This is a genomic window from Kitasatospora sp. NPDC001539 (genome assembly GCF_040298565.1).
Lineage (GTDB): Bacteria > Actinomycetota > Actinomycetes > Streptomycetales > Streptomycetaceae > Kitasatospora.
The window spans coordinates 1-16,373 of record NZ_JBEPAK010000158.1; the positions used below are offsets into that span (position 1 = coordinate 1).

The window sequence follows — 16,373 nt, forward strand, 5'->3', positions numbered from 1 at the left end:
GGAGGGGGAGGCGCTGCAGGGGAGCGCCTCCCCCTCCGGGCGTTCGCGGCGGGAGATAACCCCTCCTCCCGCCGCCACCGGCTATGGCATGCTCGCCTCCATGCAGCAGATATCGGTCAGTCCCGTCTTCGTCGGCCGCGGCAGCGAGATCACCGAACTGACCGACGCGCTGCGGCGGGCGGGCACCGGCAGCCCCCAGGCCGTCCTCATCGGCGGCGAGGCGGGCGTCGGCAAGACCCGGCTGCTGGAGGAGTTCCTGCACCGGGCCTGCGGCACCGGAGCGGTCACCACGCTCGGCAGCTGTCTGGAGGTCGGCGCCGAGGGCCTGCCCTACGCGCCGCTGGCCGCCGCGCTGCGCCGGCTGCACCGCTCGCTCGGCGCCGAACTGGAGGCGGCCGCGGCCGGCAGCGAGGGGCACCTCGCCCGGCTGCTCTCCGAGTTCGGCGAGACGGACGGCGAACCCAACGACGAGTACGGCCGGGCCCGGCTGTTCGAGCACACCGCGAGACTGTTCGAACGGCTCGGCGCGGAGCGCACCCTCGTCCTCGCCGTCGAGGACCTGCACTGGTCCGACCGCTCCACCCGCGAGCTGCTGGCCTTCCTGGTGCGCACCCTGCACCGCTCCCGGGTGCTGCTGGTCGCCACCTACCGCACCGACGACCTGCACCGCCGCCACCCGCTGCGGCCCTTCCTCGCCGAGCTCGAACGGCTGCGCACCGTCCAGCGGTTGGAGCTGGAGCGGTTCGGCCGCCGGGAGGTCGCCGCCCAGCTGGCCGGCATCCTCGGCACCGCCGACCCCGACCGCCAGCTGGTGGACCGCATCCACCGGCGCTCGGAGGGCAACCCGTTCTTCGTCGAGGAGCTGGCCACCGCCTTCCAGGACGGCTGCGGCGCCGGGCTGACCGACTCGCTGCGGGACATCCTGCTGGTCCGGGTCGAGGGCCTCTGCGAGGAGGCCCAGCGGGTGGTGCGGATCGCCGCCGAGGGCGGCTCCCACGTCGAGCACGCGCTGCTGGCCGCTGTGCTGGAGGACGACGAGGAGGAGCTGATCGAGGCGCTGCGGGCGGCCGTCGGGGCCAACATCCTGCGCCCGGACAGCGAGGGCGACGGCTACCGCTTCCGCCACGCGCTGGTCCGCGAGGCGGTCTCGGACGACCTGTTGCCCGGTGAACGGCACCGGATCAACCGCAAGTTCGCGCTCGCCGTGGAGGCGCGGCCGCACCTCGTCCCCGGCGACGCGCTGCCCGCCCGGCTGGCCAACTACTGGTACCAGGCGCACGATCCCGCCCGGGCGCTGCCGACCGCCCTGGAGGCCGCCCGCGCGGCCCGCCGCCGCAACGCCTTCGCCGAGCAGCTCGGCATGCTGGAACGCGCCCTGGAACTGTGGGACATGGTCTCCGAGGAGGTGCTGGCGCACACCCTGCGCCCGTACGACTGGGCCGAGACCTACCCGCCCGGCGCCTGCGACGGCGACGCCGCCGGCGCGGAGCGCGACCGCATCCAGCTGGTCGACGTGCTGGCCGAGGCGGTGGTCGCGGCCCGGCGCTGCGGGGACCGCGAGCGCGGCCTGAGCCTGGCCAAGCGCGGGATCCGGCTGGTCGACGAGTCCGAGCACCCGGCGCGCGCGGCCTGGTTCCGGATCAACCGGGCCCGGATGCTGGGAAGCCTGCGCCGCTCCGGGGACGACGAGGAGATCGCCCGCGCGCACCGGCTGGTCGAGCACCTGCCGCCGTCCGCCGTGCAGGCCGAGGTGTTCGCGATGGCCGCCGCGACGGCGCTGCTCAAGACGGCGGGCCCGGAGCACATCGCGTTGGCCGAGCGGGCGATCGGGATCGCCCGGCAGGTCGGCGCGCACGCGGTCGAGGTGCACGCCCGGATGACCCTCGGCGGCCTGCGCCACGGCGTGCAGGGCGATGCCGAGGGCGGCCTCGCCGAACTGGTCGCGGCGGTCGAGGCGGCCCGCGGACTGGGCGTGCCGGACCTCCTGCTGCGCGGCCTCAACAACCTGGCCAGCGTGCAGCGCGAGCTGGGCCGGGCCGAGGAGGCCGTCCGGCTGGCCCGGGAGGGCCTGGACTTCGCGGACGGCAACGGTCTGCTGCGCAACATCGGCACGATGCTGACCGGCAACCTGGTCGAGGCGCTGCTCGACCTCGGGCGGACGCAGGAGGCCGCCGAGGTGCTCTCCGCCTGCGAGCTGACCAGTCTGAGCGGCACCCACGCCGAGTTCCTGGACCGGCTGCGCGGCGAACTCGCCCTGCTGGAGGGGGACCTGCCCGCCGCCGCGGCCATGCTGGCGCAGGCCCGGGCGGCCAACCGGGTCGGCCAGGCGCAGCACAGCGTGCCGATCGGCCGGCTGGCGCTGCGGATCGCCGCGTACGGCGGGCGGCCGCTGGAGGCCCGGGCCGAACTGCTCGCCGCGCTGGCCGGGGACGGGCGGGTCGGCCACGATGCCGACGTCTACCCGCTGCTGGTGGAGGCCGCCGGGGCGGAGGCGGACAGCCGCGGCCTGCCGGAGGCCGAGGAGGGGCGGGCCGGGGCGCTGGCCGCGATCGCCGCGGCGGCCACCGAACTGCGCCCCCGGGTGCCGCTGCACCACGGCTGGGCCCGGCTGCTGGACGCCGAACTGTCCCGCGCCCGGGGCTCGGACACGCCCGGGCAGTGGGCGGAGGCGGTCACCGTGCTGCGGGAGGCCGGGCTGCCGTACCCGCTGGCACTCGCCCTGCTGCGGGCCGGTGAGGCCGAGGTGCACGCCGGGCGGCGCGAGGCGGCGGCCGAACTGCTGCGCGAGGCGGCCGAACTGGCGGCCGGTCGGAGCGACCGGGTGCTGGGGGCGTGGATCGGCGCCCTGGCCGAGCGGGCCGGGCTGAACCTGGCCCCCGCGGGACAGCCGGCCGCCGCACCCGCGCCGACCGGGGCTCCGGGGGAGTCCTTCGGCCTCACCCCCCGTGAGCGGGACGTGCTCCGATTGCTCGCGCGCGGCTGGACCAACCGGCAGATCGCCGAGGAGCTGTACATCTCTCCGAAGACCGCAAGCGTGCACGTGTCCAACATCCTCGGCAAGCTCGGGGTGGGCGGTCGCGGCGAGGCGGGCGCGCTGGCCCACCGGCTGCGGCTGTTCCCGGACGATCTGGCCCCGGTCGGCCGCTGAAACCGCAGGTCGCCGCAGGTGCCCGGAGCGGCGGCGACCGGGCCGGGCAGGGGGGCCGAGCGCCGTCGCGTGCTCCCGTGCGCGCCGCGTGAGCCCCTGCCCGCGCGCCGCCGCCAACCGAGCCGATCCGTCGGAATCCGGTGCACCCACCCACCCCCGCGCCATTACTCTAAGTTGAATGCGCGTGTCGTTGAGTGACGGAATTGGTGTAGGGTCCCGACCGGGAGCATCGGTGCGGTGCGGCGCCCGGAAGGCCGCCCACCCCCTGGGCCGCCGTCCTGACGGTGCGCCAGGTCACCGCGTACGGCCGAGATGTGCGCGGCCGGTGGCCCGTGGTCGGGGCACCGGGCCCCGGGCCGGAGGGGGAGAGGCCGAGTGAGCTCCACCGACACGGTGCTGCCCGGGGCCGGACGGCCGGACGTACCGCCCGCCGACACGTCCGCCCCCGAACCACCGGAACCCGCCGCGCGCGGCCCGCTGCACCGGCTCCTGGAGAGCCGCACGCTGCCCGGCCTCGCCCTGGGCGGGCTCTGCCTGGCCTACGCGCTGGGTGCCGCCGCGGGCTGGGGCTCGCGCCAGCTCTCCATCTTCATGGGCGACTTCGGCCTGGCCGCGGCAGCCCTGGCGGCCGCGCTGTCCTGCCTGGTGTACGGCTGCACGGTCGGCGGCCACGCCCGCCCCGCCTGGCTGCTGTTCGGCCTCTCCTCGCTCACCGTCGCCTTCGGCAACGGCACCTGGGGATGGTACGAGCTGGTCGAACGCACCGCGCTGCCGCCCGACTCGCTCGCCGCGTACGTCTTCCTGCTGTTCGCCCCGCTCGCCATCACCGGCGTCCTGGTGCTCGCCCAGCGCCCGCGCTCGGCGGCCGGCTGGCTCTGCCTGCTGCTCGACGGCTGGCTGATCGCCGGCTCGCTGTTCACCCTCAGCTGGAGCCTGGCGCTCGGCCGGATCGCGGCCGGCGAGGCCGGCTCCCCGCTGCGCATCGCCCTCAGCCTGGCCTACCCGGTGCTGGACATCCTGCTGGTCAGCCTCGTCGTCGGCCTGCGCTTCGGTGGCCGGGACGGCAACCGGGCGGCCGTGCACACCGCGATGCTGGCCCTCGCCGTCACCGTGCTGTGCGACGCCCTGTTCACCTCCCCGCAGCTGCGCAGCACCTACCACTCCGGCGAACTGCTGGACGCCGGCTGGTTCTCCGGCAGCCTGCTGCTCGCCTGGGCGCCGTGGTCGCAGCGCTGGCGGCGGCCGCTGCGCGAGCACCCCTCGGCCGGCGGCCTGCCGCGCCGCCGGGTGGCCACCACCTTCAGCGCGATCACCCCGTACGCAGCGGCCGCGGTGTGCACCGCCGGGATCCTCTACAACGCGCTCGGCGGGCGCCAGCTGGACCGGGTGGTGGCCGCGGCCGCCTGCACCGTCGGGCTGGCGCTGATCCTCCGGCAGGGCGTGATGCTGCTGGACAACCTGTCGCTGGCGCAGGAACTCGCCCACAAGGAGGCGCACTTCCGCTCCCTGGTGCAGGGCTCCAGCGACGTCATCATGATCGCCGGGGCCAACGGCGTGCTCTCGTACGTCTCCCCGGCCGCGCTCGGCGTCTACGGGCGGGACCCGGAGGAACTGGTCGGCGGCAACCTGCTGGACCTGGTCCACCCCGAGGACGTCGACCGGGTGCTCTCCGAGGTCCGCCGCTACCTCGCGCGGGTGCGGCTCACCGCCCACCGCACCCCGGGCACCGCCGAGCCCTCGGCCCGGGTGGAGTGCCGGATCAGCTCCGGCGCCGGCGAGTGGCTGCACGTCGAGTCGACGGTCAGCCGGCACCGGGACGGCCTGCTGCTCAACAGCCGGGACGTCACCGAACGCGTCATGCTCCAGGCCCAGCTCCAGCACAACGCCTTCCACGACCCGCTCACCGACCTGCCCAACCGGGCGCTGTTCACCCAGCGGCTGCGCGGCGCCCTCGGCGCGCGCGGCCAGCAGGGCGAGACGGGCGCCGGGATCGCCGTGCTCTTCCTCGACCTGGACGGCTTCAAGGCGGTCAACGACTCCGCCGGCCACCAGGTCGGCGACGAACTGCTGGTGCAGGCCGCCCGCCGGCTGCAGGGCGCGGTGCGCAGCGGGGACACCGTCGCCCGGTTCGGCGGCGACGAGTTCGCCGCGCTGGTGTGCGGACCGCTCGGCCGGCTCCAGGTCCAGGAGCTGGCGGAACGGCTGCGGGTCGCGCTCTCCGCGCCCTACTGGATCGGCGGCGCCGAACTCGGCGTCGCCGCGAGCATCGGGATCGCCTTCGGCACCCCCGAGCGGGGCCCGGCCGCCGACCCCAGGGCCGCCGCCGACGAGCTGATGCGCAACGCCGACCTCGCGATGTACCGGGCCAAGTCCGAGGGCAAGGGCCGGGTGGTGCTCTACAGCCCCGCCATGCGGGCCGACCTCGAGCGCCGCACCGAACTGGAGGAGCGGCTGCGGATCGCCGTCCGGGAGGGCGGCTTCACCCTGCTGCACCAGCCGGTGGTGGACCTCGGCAGCGGCACGGTGGTCTCCGTGGAGGCGCAGGCCCGCTGGCGGTCGGCGGGCGGCCTGCTGCTGACCCCGGCCGAGTTCCTGCGCTCGGCCGAGCACGGCGACGCGGCCACCCGGTTCTCCCGCTGGCTGGTGCACGAGGCGGTGGCGGCGGCCGCCGACCGGCGCACCCTGTCCGGCCGGGGCCGCGGCGGCACCGCGCCCGTCCCGGTGGCGGTGCGGCTGTCCGTCGAGCGGCTGTGCTCGCCCGGCCTGTACGAGACGGTGGCCGCGGCGCTGCGCGACAGCGGACTGCCGGCCGGCGAGCTGGTGATCGAGGTGGCCCGGATGGGCCCGGACGGGCTCGCCGACGAACTGGGCCGCCGGCTGGCCGCGCTGCGGCGGCTCGGGGTGTCCACCTGGCTGGCCGGCTACGGCGCCGGGAGCGGCTCGCTGGGCGCGCTCGCCAGGCTGCCCTTCGACGGGCTCAAACTGGACCGCTCGCTGGTACAGGGCCTCGGCGAGTCCGCGCTCAGCAGAACCCTGGCCGGGCACGCACTGCGGCTCGGCCGGGACCTCGGGATGACCACCGCCGCGGAGGGGGTGGACCTGCCCCGCCAGCTCCACGCGCTCCAGGAGCTGGGCTGCCGCCAGGCGCAGGGATCGGCCTTCGCGCCGTCGCTGGACGAGACCCGGCTGCGCCGGGCGCTGGCCCGGCGCGGCTACCCGCTGCCCAAGCCGCAGGGCCCGCTCCCCGGCCGTCGCGGCCACGCGGCCGCGGACCCCCGGACGGGTGGCCGTCCGGACGCCCCGGCAGGCCGTGGCGTAGATCACCAAGGAGCCCCCCAGCCGCACCGCGGGGCGTGTGACCTGCCGGAACGCCGGGCCGTGGCCGGTCCAGGGCTCGGTCCGCATGGCGAGACGGTCATCCCACCTGCTTGACATGCCACCCCGGGCAGGAGGATGGTCGTTGCCATGCGCACCCGAATTCTCGTACTTGGCGGGCGCGTCGGCTGAGTGGGCTCGCACGCCCTGCTCGTGACAGACCGACGCGCCACCCCTCGCATGCCCTTGGGCACGAGGGGTTTTTTGTTGCACTGACGCTGTTCCCCTCCCGCAAGACCCCTGGCCCGACCGCCCCACGACGTCCGATTAGTCGGATTCGCGCGGGACGATTGAGGCAGAGCCGGCGATCGGCCCGGACCGGGACCCCACCCTCGCAGCACCGGGGCCCGCAGCACCGGACCGGCAAAACCCGAGAAGAGACAGGCAGATGACTGAGCACGCCGCATCCCCCCGCCGCGGGGACAACCCGGCCGCCCACGCTCCCGCGCCCCAGCACGTCGCCGAGACCATGACCGGAGCCCAGTCGCTCATCCGCTCGCTTGAGGCCGTGGGAGCGGACACCGTCTTCGGCATCCCGGGCGGGGCCATCCTGCCCGCGTACGACCCGCTGATGGACTCCACCAAGGTGCGCCACATCCTGGTCCGGCACGAGCAGGGCGCCGGCCACGCCGCCACCGGCTACGCCCAGGCCACCGGCCGCGTCGGGGTCTGCATGGCCACCTCCGGGCCGGGTGCGACCAACCTGGTCACCCCGATCGCCGACGCCTACATGGACTCCGTCCCGCTGGTCGCGATCACCGGCCAGGTGTCCTCCAAGGCGATCGGCACGGACGCCTTCCAGGAGGCGGACATCTGCGGCATCACGATGCCGATCACCAAGCACAACTACCTGGTCACCGACCCGGCCGAGATCCCCCGGGTGATCGCCGAGGCCTTCCACATCGCCGCGACCGGCCGCCCCGGCCCCGTCCTGGTCGACATCGCCAAGGACGCCCTGCAGGCCACCACCACCTTCCGCTGGCCGGTCGAGGCCGCGCTGCCGGGCTACCGCCCGGTCACCAAGCCGCACGCCAAGCAGATCCGGGAGGCCGCGAAGCTGCTGGTCGGCGCGAAGCGCCCGGTGCTCTACGTCGGCGGCGGCGTGATCAAGGCGCAGGCCACCGCCGAGCTGCGGATCCTCGCCGAGCTGACCGGCGCCCCGGTCGTCACCACCCTGATGGCCCTCGGCGCCTTCCCGGACAGCCACCCGCAGCACCTGGGCATGCCCGGCATGCACGGTTCCGTCCCGGCCGTCACCGCGCTGCAGAAGTCGGACCTGCTGTTCACCCTGGGCGCCCGCTTCGACGACCGGGTCACCGGCAAGCTGGACAGCTTCGCGCCGTACGCCAAGGTCGTCCACGCGGACATCGACCCGGCCGAGATCGGCAAGAACCGCCCGGCGGACGTGCCGATCGTCGGCGACGCCCGCGAGGTGCTGGCCGACCTGATCGTCGCCGTCCAGGCCGAGTTCGACGCCGGCCACAAGGGCGACTACGCGGACTGGTGGGAGAAGCTCGACGAGTGGAAGCGCACCTACCCGCTGGGCTACGAACCGGCCCCCGGCGGCGAGCTCTCCCCGCAGCAGGTCATCGAGCGGATCGGCCAACTCGTCGGCTCCGACGCGATCTACGCCGCGGGCGTCGGCCAGCACCAGATGTGGAGCTCGCAGTACATCCGCTTCGAGAAGCCCGGCACCTGGCTCAACTCCGGCGGCGCCGGCACCATGGGCTACGCCGTCCCGGCGGCGATGGGCGCCAAGGCCGGCCGCCCGGACACGCCGGTCTGGGCGATCGACGGCGACGGCTGCTTCCAGATGACCAACCAGGAACTGGTGACCTGCGCCCTGAACGGCCTGCCGATCAAGGTCGCGGTCATCAACAACGGCTCGCTGGGCATGGTCCGGCAGTGGCAGACGCTGTTCTACAACCAGCGCTACTCCAACACCGTGCTGCACTCCGGCCCGGACCACGACGGCATCGAGCCGCCGGCCCAGGGCACCCGGATCCCCGACTTCGTCCTGCTGTCCGAGGCGATGGGCTGCGTCGGCCTGCGCTGCGAGCGCCCCGAGGACCTGGACGCGGTCATCAAGCAGGCGATGGAGATCAACGACCGTCCGGTCGTCATCGACTTCATCGTCCACCAGGACGCCATGGTCTGGCCGATGGTCGCGGCCGGCACCAGCAACGACGAGATCCAGTTCGCCAAGGGCGTCCGGCCCGACTTCGGCGACGACCTCGACTGACAGCCCCCATCCAGAACGACTGAGGAACCACATGTCCAAGCACACCCTCTCCGTCCTGGTCGAGAACAAGCCCGGCGTGCTCGCCCGCATCGCCTCGCTGTTCTCCCGTCGGGGCTTCAACATCGACTCCCTCGCCGTCGGCCCGACCGAGCACCCGGACGTGTCCCGGATGACGATCGTGGTCAACGTCGAGGACCTCCCGCTGGAACAGGTCACCAAGCAGCTCAACAAGCTCGTGAACGTGATAAAGATCGTCGAACTCGACCAGTCCGCTGCGATCCAGCGGGAACTGGTCCTGGTGAAGGTCCGCGCCGACAACGAGACGCGGTCGCAGATCGTCGAGATCGTCCAGCTGTTCCGGGCCAAGACCGTCGACGTGTCACCCGAAGCGGTGACGATCGAGGCCACCGGCAGCTCGGACAAGCTGGAGGCCATGCTCCGGATGCTGGAGCCGTACGGCATCAAGGAGTTGGTCCAGTCCGGCCTGGTCGCCATCGGCCGCGGCGCCCGCTCCATCACGGACCGGTCACTGCGCGCCCTCGACCGCAGCGCGTAAACGGCGCCGTCCCAAACCCCGAGCAAAGACCCCACACCCCGCCCGGTGCGCCTACCGTAGGACCCGCGCACCAGGCGACAACACGCAAGGAGATGTGCCCCCGTGGCCGAGCTGTTCTACGAAGACGACGCCGACCTGTCCATCATCCAGGGCCGCAAGGTCGCGGTCATCGGCTACGGCAGCCAGGGCCACGCCCACGCGCTGTCCCTGCGCGACTCCGGCGCCGACGTCCGGGTCGGCCTGAAGCCGGAGTCCAAGTCCCGCGCCAAGGCCGAGGAGGCCGGGCTGCGCGTGGTCACCCCCGCCGAGGCGGCGGCCGAGGCCGACGTCATCATGATCCTGGTGCCGGACCCGATCCAGGCCGACGTCTACGAGGCCGACATCGCCCCGCACCTGAAGGCCGGCGACGCCCTGTTCTTCGGCCACGGCCTGAACATCCGCTTCGGCTTCATCAAGCCCCCGGCGGACGTCGACGTCTGCATGGTCGCCCCGAAGGGCCCGGGCCACCTGGTCCGCCGCCAGTACGAGGAGGGCCGCGGCGTCCCCGCGATCGTCGCGGTCGAGCAGGACGCCTCGGGCAACGCCTTCGCCCTGGCGCTGTCGTACGCCAAGGGCCTGGGCGCCACCAAGGCCGGCGTCATCAAGACCACCTTCACCGAGGAGACCGAGACCGACCTGTTCGGTGAGCAGGCCGTCCTCTGCGGTGGCACCGCCGCCCTGGTGAAGGCCGGGTTCGAGACCCTGGTCGAGGCCGGCTACCAGCCGGAGATCGCCTACTTCGAGTGCCTGCACGAGCTGAAGCTCATCGTCGACCTGATGTACGAGGGCGGCCTGGAGAAGATGCGCTGGTCGGTCTCCGAGACCGCCGAGTGGGGCGACTACGTCACCGGCCCGCGCATCATCACCGACGCCACCAAGGCCGAGATGAAGAAGGTCCTCGCCGAGATCCAGGACGGCACCTTCGCCAACACCTGGATCGCCGAGTACAAGGCGGGCCTGCCGAAGTACAACGAGTACAAGAAGGCCGACGAGGACCACCTGCTGGAGACCACCGGCAAGAAGCTGCGCTCGCTGATGAGCTGGGTCAACGAGAAGGCCTGACCCCTTTCCGGGCCGGTCCGTTCCGCAACTTCCTTGTACAAGTAGGCTGCTCCCGTCCGGGTGATTTCGCCGGACGGGAGCAGCCTGGTACCGGGCCCGTCGATACACTCCGAGTGCGCGTCAGGCTCACAGCGTCGTGCGTCTACTACGCGGCATGCCACCTTCCCCGCCCTCCACGCCACCTACGTGCGCCGGGGAACCGGACAGTTAAGGACAACACTGTCGTGAGCACTGCGACCACTGTGAAATCCGGCGTCGTCCTGATCGCCGAAGAGCTTTCGCCCGCCACCGTCGACGCCCTCGGCCCGGACTTCGAGATCCGCCACTGCAACGGCGCCGACCGCACCGAGCTGCTCACCGCGATCGCCGACGTGGACGCGATCCTGATCCGCTCCGCCACCAAGGTCGACGCCGAGGCGCTGGCCGCCGCCCGCAAGCTGAAGGTGGTGGCCCGGGCCGGCGTCGGCCTGGACAACGTCGACGTCTCCGCCGCCACCAAGGCCGGCGTGATGGTCGTCAACGCGCCGACCTCCAACATCGTCACCGCCGCCGAGCTGGCCTGCGGCCTGCTGATCTCCGTCGCCCGCAACATCGCCCCGGCCAACGCGGCGCTCAAGGGCGGCGAGTGGAAGCGCAACAAGTACACCGGCGTGGAGCTGAGCGAGAAGACCCTCGGCGTGGTCGGCCTCGGCCGGATCGGCGTCCTGGTCGCGCAGCGGATGTCCGCGTTCGGGATGAAGATCGTCGCGTACGACCCCTACATCCAGGCCGCCCGCGCCGCGCAGATGGGCGTCAAGCTGGTCTCGCTGGAGGAGCTGCTGGAGGTGTCGGACTTCATCACCGTCCACCTCCCCAAGACCCCGGAGACCATCGGCCTGATCGGCGACGAGGCGCTGCACAAGGTCAAGCCGACCGTGCGGATCGTCAACGCCGCCCGCGGCGGCATCGTGGACGAGGAGGCGCTCGCCAGCGCCCTGCGCGAGGGCCGGGTGGCCGGCGCGGGCCTGGACGTGTACGCCAAGGAGCCGTGCACCGACTCGCCGCTGTTCGCCTTCGACAACGTGGTGGCCACCCCGCACCTGGGCGCCTCCACCGACGAGGCGCAGGAGAAGGCCGGCATCGCCGTCGCCCGGTCGGTGCGGCTCGCGCTGGCCGGTGAGCTGGTGCCGGACGCCGTCAACGTCCAGGGCGGCGTGATCGCCGAGGACGTGCGGCCCGGTCTGCCGCTGGCCGAGAGGCTCGGCCGGATCTTCACCGCGCTGGCCGGCGAGGTGGCCGTCCGGCTGGACGTCGAGGTCCGCGGCGAGATCACCCAGCACGACGTGAAGGTGCTCGAACTGTCGGCGCTGAAGGGCGTGTTCGAGGACGTGGTGGCGGAGACGGTGTCCTACGTCAACGCCCCGCTGTTCGCCCAGGAGCGCGGCGTCGAGGTGCGGCTGACCACCTCCAGCGAGAGCCCCGAGCACCGCAACGTGATCACCGTGCGCGGCACCCTCGCGAACGGCGAGGAGATCGCGATCTCCGGCACGCTGTCCGGTCCGAAGCAGATCCAGAAGATCGTCGGCGTGGACGCCTTCGACGTGGACGTGGCGCTCACCGACCACATGGCCTTCTTCAAGTACGAGGACCGCCCCGGCGTGGTCGGCGTGCTCGGCCGCCACCTGGGCGACGCGGGCGTCAACATCGCGGGCATGCAGGTCGCCCGGGACGGCGGCAGCGCGCTCGCCTCCCTCACGGTGGACAGCGAGATCCCGCACGACGTGCTGGCGGCGATCGCCGCCGAGATCGGCGCGCGCTTCGCGCGCTCGGTCGACCTGGGCTGACGCCCACGGCCCAGCAGGGCCCGGACCGCCGTTCCGACGGCGGTCCGGGCCCTGTTGCGTGCTCCCCGGCGGTCGCCGTCTCAGATACTAGGAAATCCGAGTATTCGTGCAGACACGGCCGGGGCGGGGCCTTACGGTGGAAGAGCCATACGGTGTGCCGCACCTGTAGCCAGGGTCCGCGGCCCGTGTGCACGTGCGCCCTCCGGGCAGGCGACCCCTGCCCCGCGCTCCCGCCGCCGCCCGCCGCCGCCCCGCCCCGGGGCGTGCCGCGCGGCACCCGTCGAGCCTCCCTTCGCGCTCGCCCCGCGCAGCGCCGCTTCCAAGGAGCCCGGTATGTCCCCCACCGCTGACCGCCGCACCACTCCCGCCCCCGCCGCCCCCGTCCGCGCCGTGCGCCGCCGCCGGGCCGCCGAGCGCAACCCCTTCGCCGCCGCCGCCCTGCAGCGCGCCCTCGACCGCCGGGACAACGGCGGCGTGACCGGCCACCACTGACCGGCCGCCACTGAACTGCCGACCGGTGGCGTTCATCGGCCTACTAGGCCGGTCGGGCTGACGGCGGGTCACTCCGACGGGTGCAACTGGCGCCCGTCCGGGGGAAGTTGCTCGCCTCCGCCGGCGCGATCATCCTAATTTGGGGCCCCCGGAAGGGTGATCGACGTCCGCGCGGGCGGGCGTCAGCGACACGCTGCGCGGATCAGTCCCCCCGGCCGGGGGAGAGGGCCCAGTGCGTCTGCCACCCGTTCGCCGACCGATCGCCCCGATCGGCCTCACCCTGGTCCTGCTGGCAGCGGCGTTCGTGCCCAGCAGTGCCGCGTTCGCCGCCGCCCCGGCGGCCGGCGCCCCGTCCACCGCGGGGCCGCCGGGCCGGGGCCGCACCGCCTCCGTCCTGCTGGAACTCACCACCGAGGCGGCCGGCCCCGCCTGGCAGCGCGCCGCCGACAGCGCCCGGCGGGCCCAGCGCTCGCCGGAGGCCGTCCGCGCGGAGGCCGCCGGCGCCGGAGCCGCCCAGCGGCGCCGGGCCGGGGACGCGCTCGACCGGCTCGCCGACGCCGTCCACCGGGCCGCGCCCGCCGCCCGCGAGCTCTACCGCACCCGCACCCTGCTCACCGGCCTCGCCGTCAGCGCGCCCGCCGAGCGGCTGCCCGCGCTGCGGGCGCTGCCCGGCGTCCGGGCCGTCCACCCGATCGTCAACAAGCAGCGGGACAACGCCTACTCCGTCCCGCTGACCGGTGCCCCGAAGGTGTGGGAGGGCGACGCCGCCCTCACCGGGAACACCGGCCGGGGCGTCCGGATCGGGATCATCGACAGCGGCATCGACTACACCCACGCCGACTTCGGCGGCCCCGGCACCGAGCAGGCCTTCCGGTCGGTCGAACGCGGCAGGCCCGCGCCGGCCGCCCTGTTCCCGAGCGCCAAGGTGGTCGGCGGCAAGGACCTGGTCGGCGACGACTACAACCCCGACCCGTCCTCCCCGCAGTACCAGCCCGTCCCGCACCCCAGCGACAACCCGATCGACTGCGTGCGCAACGGGCACGGCACCCACGTCGCCGGGACGGCGGCCGGGTACGGCGTCACCGCCGACGGCCGTCCGTACACCGGCCCCTACCGGGCCGGACTCGACCCGGCCGCCTTCAAGGTCGGCCCCGGCGCCGCCCCCGGCGCGCAGCTGTACGCGATCCGGGTGTTCGGCTGCGACGGCGCCACCGACCGGCTTGCCCAGGCGCTCGACCTGGCTGCCGACCCGAACGGCGACGGCGACCTCGGGGACCGGCTCGACGTGGTCAACCTGTCGCTCGGCAGCCGCTTCGGCAGTCCCGACGACACCGACGCGCTGGCCGTCGACCGGCTCGCCGCGCTCGGCACCGTGGTGGTCGCGGCGGCCGGCAACGAGGGCGACGTGTACGGCGTCGGCGGCAGCCCCGGCACCGCCGCCCGGGCCGTCGCCGTCGCCGCCTCCGTGCACGGGCACGCCGACGTCGACGGCATCACCGTGCTGGCCCCCGCCGCACTCGCCGGGGTCGTCCCCGGCCACTGGAGCGAGCGCTACCGGGGCTGGTCCACCGCCGACGTGAGCGGCGCGCTCGCCGTGCCCGCCGACCAGGCGGACGGCTGCACGGCCTTCAGCGAGGCGGACCGGCAGCGGCTGAAGGGCAGGATCGCCCTGCTGACCTGGCACACCGCCGACGCCGACCGGGCCTGCAACTCCGGCCCGCGCGCCGACCACGCCGCCGACGCCGGGGCGGTCGGCGCGCTGTACGCCGCCGACAGCGACCACCTGGCCGAGATCTCCGGCAACGACCGGATCCCGGTCGTGCTGCTCGCCCGCGCCGACGGCGAGCGGCTGCTGAAGGCCGCCGCCGCCGGGGACGTCCGGGTCCGGCTCGCGGCGCCCGGCAACCCGCTGCACGGCTCCGTCGCCCAGAACCAGCCCTCCCGGGCCGACACCCTCACCGACTTCAGCTCCCGGGGCATCGGCGTGCCGGGCGTGGTCAAGCCCGACCTCGCGGCCCCCGGCGAGACCATCTGGTCCGCGCTGGTCGGCAGCGGCAGCGGCGGCCAGCGGGAGAACGGCACCTCGATGGCCGCCCCGCACGTGGCCGGGCTGGCGGCACTCGTGCGCGCCGCCCACCCGGACTGGCCGGTCGAGCAGGTCAAGGCCGCGCTGATGAACACCAGCACCGACACCTGGCTCGGCGACGACCACACCGGGCCGGTCTACGGACCCGAGCGCACCGGCGCCGGCCGGGCCCGGGGCGACGCGGCGGTCCGCACCCCGGTGGTCGCCTACGCGGCGGGGGAGGGCGCCGAGCCGGGCAGCGTCGGGGTCTCCTTCGGCCCGGTCGCCGTCGGCGGCCCGACGGCGCTCGGGCGGCAGATCGAGCTGCGCAACCACTCGGCGTCCACGCTGAGCTACCGCACCGGCTACGCGCCGGCGACCCGACTGCCCGGGGCCTCCTACCTGGTGACGCCCGCCCAGGTGGACGTCCCGGCGGGCGGCACCGCGCGGGTGACGGTGACGCTGTCCGTCCCGGGCGCGCTGGGGCGCGTGCCGGACCCGACCATCGACACCCGGCAGGGCGGCAAGGCGCGCAGCTACCGGGGCGAGCTCTCCGGGCAGGTGCTGTTCAGCCCGGTCGGCGACGCCGCCCTGCCGCAGCTGCGGGTCCCGGTGTTCGCCGCCCCGCGGCCCGCCGGCGACCTCACGGCGACGGCCACCGCCCGCACCGCCCGGGGCGGCACGCTGGTCGCCCTCGGCGGCAGCGCGGCGCCCGGCGAGCGGCCCGGGCTGGTCACCGCCCTCGCGCTCGGGGGCGAGGCCGCCCGCTGGCCCGACTGCCCGCCGGGCGGCGGCACGGCCGTCGGCGCCGGCTCCGGCGTCCGGCCCGAGAGCGAGGCGCAGTCGGCCGACCAGCCGCAGGACGTCTGCGTCGAGCACCCCGGCGACCGGGCCGCCAACCTGCGGGCGGTGGGCGCGACCGCCGACGCCGACCAGCTGTACGTGGGCGTGCGGCTGTGGGCGCCGGCCGCGACGCCGGTCGGGCTGTACGGCACCCGGGTGTCGCTGGACACCGACGGGGACGGCGCCACCGACGTCCTCCTGGTGGCCGACCGGCTGCGCGGCAGCGACGTGCTGGTCTCCCGGGCCCTGGACGCCCGCACCGGCGCCGAGCTCGACGTCCAGCCGCTCAACGCCCACTGGGGCGACACCGACACCGAACTGCTGGACAGCGACGTGCTGGTGCTGCCCGTCCGGCTGAGCGCGCTGCCGGGCGTCAGGCCCGGCCGCAGCACCGTCCGCTACGGGGTCTGGACCGGACTGGCGACCCCCGACCGGCCCGACCCGGCCGACGCCTACTCCGCCATCGGCCTGCGCGGCACCCGGCCGACCGTACCGCTGGACGTCCTGCACCCGGCCCTCGCCGCCCGGACCGGTCTCGACGGCCCCGCCGCCGTCCTCGCGCCGGCCGGCCCGGGCACCGTCCTCACCGTGCAGCGGGCGCCGGGCGACACCTCCCGGCTCCTGCTGCTGCACCACCTCAACCCGGCGGACCGCAGGGGCCAGGTGCTCACCCTGCCCTGACCCCCGGCCCGGCGAACCCGGGGGCGGCCCGCCGAGCGTCGGCGGGC

The 16,373-nt window shown here is 74.7% G+C and carries 8 protein-coding genes; all 8 read left to right on the forward strand.

From position 1 onward, the window contains the following. The first annotated feature begins 100 nt into the window (after positions 1-100). Entirely contained in the window at positions 101-3,148 is a 3,048-nt protein-coding gene (locus ABT247_RS22670) for a helix-turn-helix transcriptional regulator (RefSeq protein WP_350744925.1), read from the forward strand. A 375-nt stretch (positions 3,149-3,523) separates the two neighbouring features. Beyond that, a complete protein-coding gene (locus ABT247_RS22675; protein ID WP_502892483.1) occupies positions 3,524-6,580 on the forward strand; it encodes a putative bifunctional diguanylate cyclase/phosphodiesterase in 3,057 nt (1,018 codons plus the stop codon). Positions 6,581-6,911: 331 nt separating this feature from the next. Next, complete coding sequence (locus ABT247_RS22680; RefSeq protein WP_350744927.1) at positions 6,912-8,765, forward strand: acetolactate synthase large subunit; 1,854 nt, start codon at positions 6,912-6,914, stop codon at positions 8,763-8,765. A gap of 31 nt (positions 8,766-8,796) precedes the next feature. Further along, entirely contained in the window at positions 8,797-9,321 is a 525-nt protein-coding gene (gene ilvN / locus ABT247_RS22685) for an acetolactate synthase small subunit (RefSeq protein ID WP_350744929.1), read from the forward strand. A gap of 102 nt (positions 9,322-9,423) precedes the next feature. Further along, positions 9,424-10,422 (forward strand): ketol-acid reductoisomerase, encoded by a 999-nt coding sequence (gene ilvC, locus ABT247_RS22690; protein WP_097236149.1) that lies wholly within the window; start codon positions 9,424-9,426, stop codon positions 10,420-10,422. A gap of 242 nt (positions 10,423-10,664) precedes the next feature. Further along, positions 10,665-12,245: a phosphoglycerate dehydrogenase gene (gene serA / locus ABT247_RS22695; protein ID WP_350744938.1), complete on the forward strand. Its 1,581-nt coding sequence runs from the start codon at positions 10,665-10,667 to the stop codon at positions 12,243-12,245. 333 nt (positions 12,246-12,578) lie between these two features. Further along, positions 12,579-12,737: a hypothetical protein gene (locus ABT247_RS22700; RefSeq protein ID WP_350744932.1), complete on the forward strand. Its 159-nt coding sequence runs from the start codon at positions 12,579-12,581 to the stop codon at positions 12,735-12,737. A gap of 232 nt (positions 12,738-12,969) precedes the next feature. Beyond that, positions 12,970-16,326 (forward strand): S8 family serine peptidase, encoded by a 3,357-nt coding sequence (locus tag ABT247_RS22705; protein ID WP_350744934.1) that lies wholly within the window; start codon positions 12,970-12,972, stop codon positions 16,324-16,326. Positions 16,327-16,373 lie beyond the last annotated feature (47 nt).

Bases quoted from the DNA above. Each gene is read 5' to 3' on its own strand.
- ABT247_RS22670 (WP_350744925.1), top strand. From the start codon at position 101: ATGCAGCAGATATCGGTCAGTCCCGTCTTCGTCGGCCGCGGCAGCGAG.
- ABT247_RS22680 (WP_350744927.1), top strand. From the start codon at position 6,912: ATGACTGAGCACGCCGCATCCCCCCGCCGCGGGGACAACCCGGCCGCC.
- ilvN (WP_350744929.1), top strand. From the start codon at position 8,797: ATGTCCAAGCACACCCTCTCCGTCCTGGTCGAGAACAAGCCCGGCGTG.
- ABT247_RS22700 (WP_350744932.1), top strand. From the start codon at position 12,579: ATGTCCCCCACCGCTGACCGCCGCACCACTCCCGCCCCCGCCGCCCCC.